The sequence below is a fragment of the Actinomycetospora sp. genome (assembly GCF_055612215.1).
In genome coordinates this window covers 1-3,087 of record NZ_JBVPVA010000050.1, presented here as the reverse complement: position 1 = coordinate 3,087, position 3,087 = coordinate 1, and the positions used below count along the sequence as shown (strand labels likewise).

Sequence of the window (3,087 nt, the reverse complement as noted above, 5' to 3'; positions counted from 1 at the left end):
GTCGCTGACGGGCGGGTCGTCCCCGACGATGCGGCAGTCCCGGATGCGCAGGGCCGCCCCGCCGTGCTCGGCGCAGCGGACCAGGACGTGGTCGATGCGGCGGAACGGCCAGTCCTCGTCGACGAGCAGCGGGTTCGCCGGCGTGTAGGTGTGGCCGGGCTCCCCGGGGTGGACCGCGTCCCACGCGACGCGGTAGCACACGCTGAACCCGTCCAGCGGGTGGCGGCCGGTCCAGAAGCGGACGCTGTCGGCGTCCGGGTCGGCGTCGAGGTCCCCGGCGACGACGACGGGTGCGTCCAGATCGGGAGCGAGCTCCTCGATGGCGCGCGCGGCGAGCAGGGTCTGGGCGCACCGCTCGGCCTCGAGGTGCAGCTGCCAGCTCGGGAAGTGGTTGACCAGGACGAGCGGGCCGTCGGGGGTGTCGATCTCGGCGAGGAGCGTCGTCGCCGGGAAGTCCCCGACGCGGGAGCCGGCGCGGAGGTCGAGCTCGTGGGCCGCACGGATCGGCCAGCGGCTCACGGTGCTGATCCCCATCCCGTCGCCGTCGCGCCGCGTGGAGTGCACGATCTCGACGTCGTCGCCGACCAGGTCGCGCACCTGGTCGTGGCCCTCGCGCACCACGGTCTCCTGCAGCACGAGCAGGTCGGGGTCGAGCCGGGCGACCAGGTCGCGGAGCAGGGCGGCCCGGTCTCCGTGCTCGGCCCAGAGGTTCAACGTCAGCAGGCGCACGGCGGCGGTTCCCTCCTCCTCGAGCGGCACGGACGGGCCGTCCGTGCGCGTGGACGCCACGAACGGCCCGTCCGTTCCCCGGACGCCGAGGATCCCGCCTCAGACCGCGATCCGCCCGCCGTCGGCCGGCAGCACCGCCCCGTGCACGAAGCTCGCCTCGTCGGTGGCGAGGACGGTGATGGCCGTGCGTCGTGCCCGGTCCATGATCACGATCTCGGTGGCGACCGACCCCCCTGACACCAGGCAGATGCCACCGAAGACGTGATCATGCGGCGAGGAGGAGGCGCTCGGCCGGCACGTACCCCCGGATGTGGTCGCCCGGATGACCACGCCTGTCCCCCGTGTCCTGGGACCAGGGGTCCCATGCTCCGGACCCGGGGTCGTGCCACGGTGGGTCCAGGAGCCGGACCGGTTCCGTCACCCTCACGGGAGCGGACTTGACCACCACCATCCCCATCGGACTGACCGTCGACGGCCACCACCACGACCTCGACCTCGACCCGCGCACCACCGTCCTCGACGCGCTGCGCGACCACCTCGGCAACACCAGCCCGAAGAAGGGCTGCGACCACGGCCAGTGCGGCGCGTGCACCGTGCTGATCGACGGGCGCCGGGTGCTGTCCTGCCTGACCCTCGCCGTCGCCAAGGACGGCGCCGAGGTCACCACCGCCGACGGCCTCGCCCGCGACGGCGAGCTCCACCCGGTCGCCGAGGCGTTCCTCGCCCACGACGCCTACCAGTGCGGCTACTGCACCCCCGGCCAGGTGTGCTCCGCGGTCGGGCTCCTCGACGAGGCGGCCCACGGCGCGCCGAGTGCGGTCACCGGCGACCTCACCGCCGACACCGAGCTCGACCGCGCCGAGATCGCCGAGCGCATGAGCGGCAACCTGTGCCGCTGCGCCGCCTACACGAACATCGTCAGCGCGGTCGCGGAGGCGGCAGGAGACGCAGCGAAGCGGAGCTCGACCATCGAGGGAGCGCACCGGTGAAGCCGTTCAGCTACGCCCGTCCCGACGACGCGCGGGCCGCGGTCGCCGCCGTCGGCGCCGATCCCGACGCGGCGTTCCTCGCGGGCGGCACCAACCTGCTCGACCACCTCAAGCTCGGCGTGGCCACCCCGAGCGCGCTCGTCGACGTCGCCCGGGTCACCAGCGCCGACATCGTCGAGCACGGCGACGGCGGCCTGACGATCGGCGCCGGCGCGCTCAACGCCGACGTCGCCGCCCACCCCGCCGTCCGGCGCCACCACCCCGCGCTCGCCCAGGCCCTGCTCGCCGGCGCGTCCGGCCAGCTGCGCAACATGGCCACCACCGGCGGGAACCTGCTCCAGCGCACCCGCTGCGCCTACTTCGCCGACACCACCACGCCGTGCACGAAGCGCGACCTCACGCAGGCCTGCTCCGCGCGGGAGGGCTGGGCGCGCTACCACGCGATCCTGGGCGCCGACGCGTCCTGCATCGCCACCCACCCCTCGGACATGGCGGTGGCGCTGGTGGCGCTCGACGCGACGGTGCAGGTGCTGGGCCCCGACGGCAGTCGCAGGATCCCGGTCGCGGAGCTGCACCGCCTGCCCGACGGCGACCCCACGCGCGACACCGTCCTCGCCCACGGCGAGCTCGTCACCGCGGTCGACCTGCCCGCCTCGACGCTCGCCGCGAACTCCGCCTACCGCAAGGTCCGCGACCGCGCCTCGTACGCGTTCGCGCTGGTCTCGGTGGCCGCCGCCCTCGAGGTGCGCGACGGCACCGTCGCCGACGTCCGCCTCGCCCTCGGCGGGGTCGCGCACAAGCCGTGGCGCGCCACCCGCGCCGAGGACGCGCTGCGCGGCGCACCCGCCACCGACGAGTCCTTCCGTGCCGCCGCGCGGACCGAGCTCGCCGACGCCGAGCCGGTCGAGACCCCGCTCGGCGGGAACGGCTTCAAGCTCGACCTCGTCGTCGGCGCCGTCACCGAGACGCTGCGCGGCCTCGCGTCCACCACCGCCAGGGAGACCTCGTGACCGTCATCGACGCCCGCGCCATGGGCACCTCGGTCCGCCGGGTCGAGGGCCCCGAGAAGGTCACCGGCACCGCGCACTACGCCGCCGACCACCCGGTCGACACTCCGCTGCACCTGCACCCGGTCCAGGCGACGATCGCCCGCGGCCGGGTCACCGGGATCGACACGACGGCGGCGCGGGCCGTGCCCGGCGTCGTCGGGGTCGTCACGCCCGACGACGCCCCCCGGCTCGCCGACGACGGCAACCCCGAGCACGTCGTGCTGCAGGACCACGAGGTGCACCACCGCGGCCAGTACGTCGCGGCGGTGCTCGCCGAGACCCCGGAGGTCGCCGCGGAGGCCGCGGGCCTCGTCGTCGTG

General features: G+C 75.2%; 4 protein-coding genes and 1 pseudogene. 3 read left to right on the top strand and 2 right to left on the bottom strand.

What is annotated here, in order from left to right; translation table 11 throughout:
• A partial coding sequence (locus AC0CYZ_RS01060) for an endonuclease/exonuclease/phosphatase family protein (RefSeq protein ID WP_472211262.1) occupies nucleotides 1-759 on the bottom strand: 759 nt, incomplete at its 3' end.
• 69 nt (nucleotides 760-828) lie between these two features.
• Nucleotides 829-969: a hypothetical protein gene (locus AC0CYZ_RS01055; protein WP_472211259.1), complete on the bottom strand. Its 141-nt coding sequence runs from the start codon at nucleotides 967-969 to the stop codon at nucleotides 829-831.
• 197 nt (nucleotides 970-1,166) lie between these two features.
• Between AC0CYZ_RS01055 and AC0CYZ_RS01050 the strand changes: the two genes are divergently transcribed.
• The 3 genes and pseudogenes from AC0CYZ_RS01050 to AC0CYZ_RS01040 all read left to right on the top strand — a co-directional run.
• Nucleotides 1,167-1,718, top strand: a complete 552-nt coding sequence (locus tag AC0CYZ_RS01050) for a 2Fe-2S iron-sulfur cluster-binding protein (protein WP_472211256.1) — start codon at nucleotides 1,167-1,169, stop codon at nucleotides 1,716-1,718.
• Complete coding sequence (locus AC0CYZ_RS01045; RefSeq protein WP_472211253.1) at nucleotides 1,715-2,728, top strand: FAD binding domain-containing protein; 1,014 nt, start codon at nucleotides 1,715-1,717, stop codon at nucleotides 2,726-2,728. Before AC0CYZ_RS01050 ends, AC0CYZ_RS01045 begins: the two co-directional genes overlap by 4 nt.
• Nucleotides 2,725-3,087, top strand: a pseudogene (locus AC0CYZ_RS01040) (xanthine dehydrogenase family protein molybdopterin-binding subunit); the annotation flags it as partial. The gene AC0CYZ_RS01045 and the pseudogene AC0CYZ_RS01040, both read left to right, overlap by 4 nt.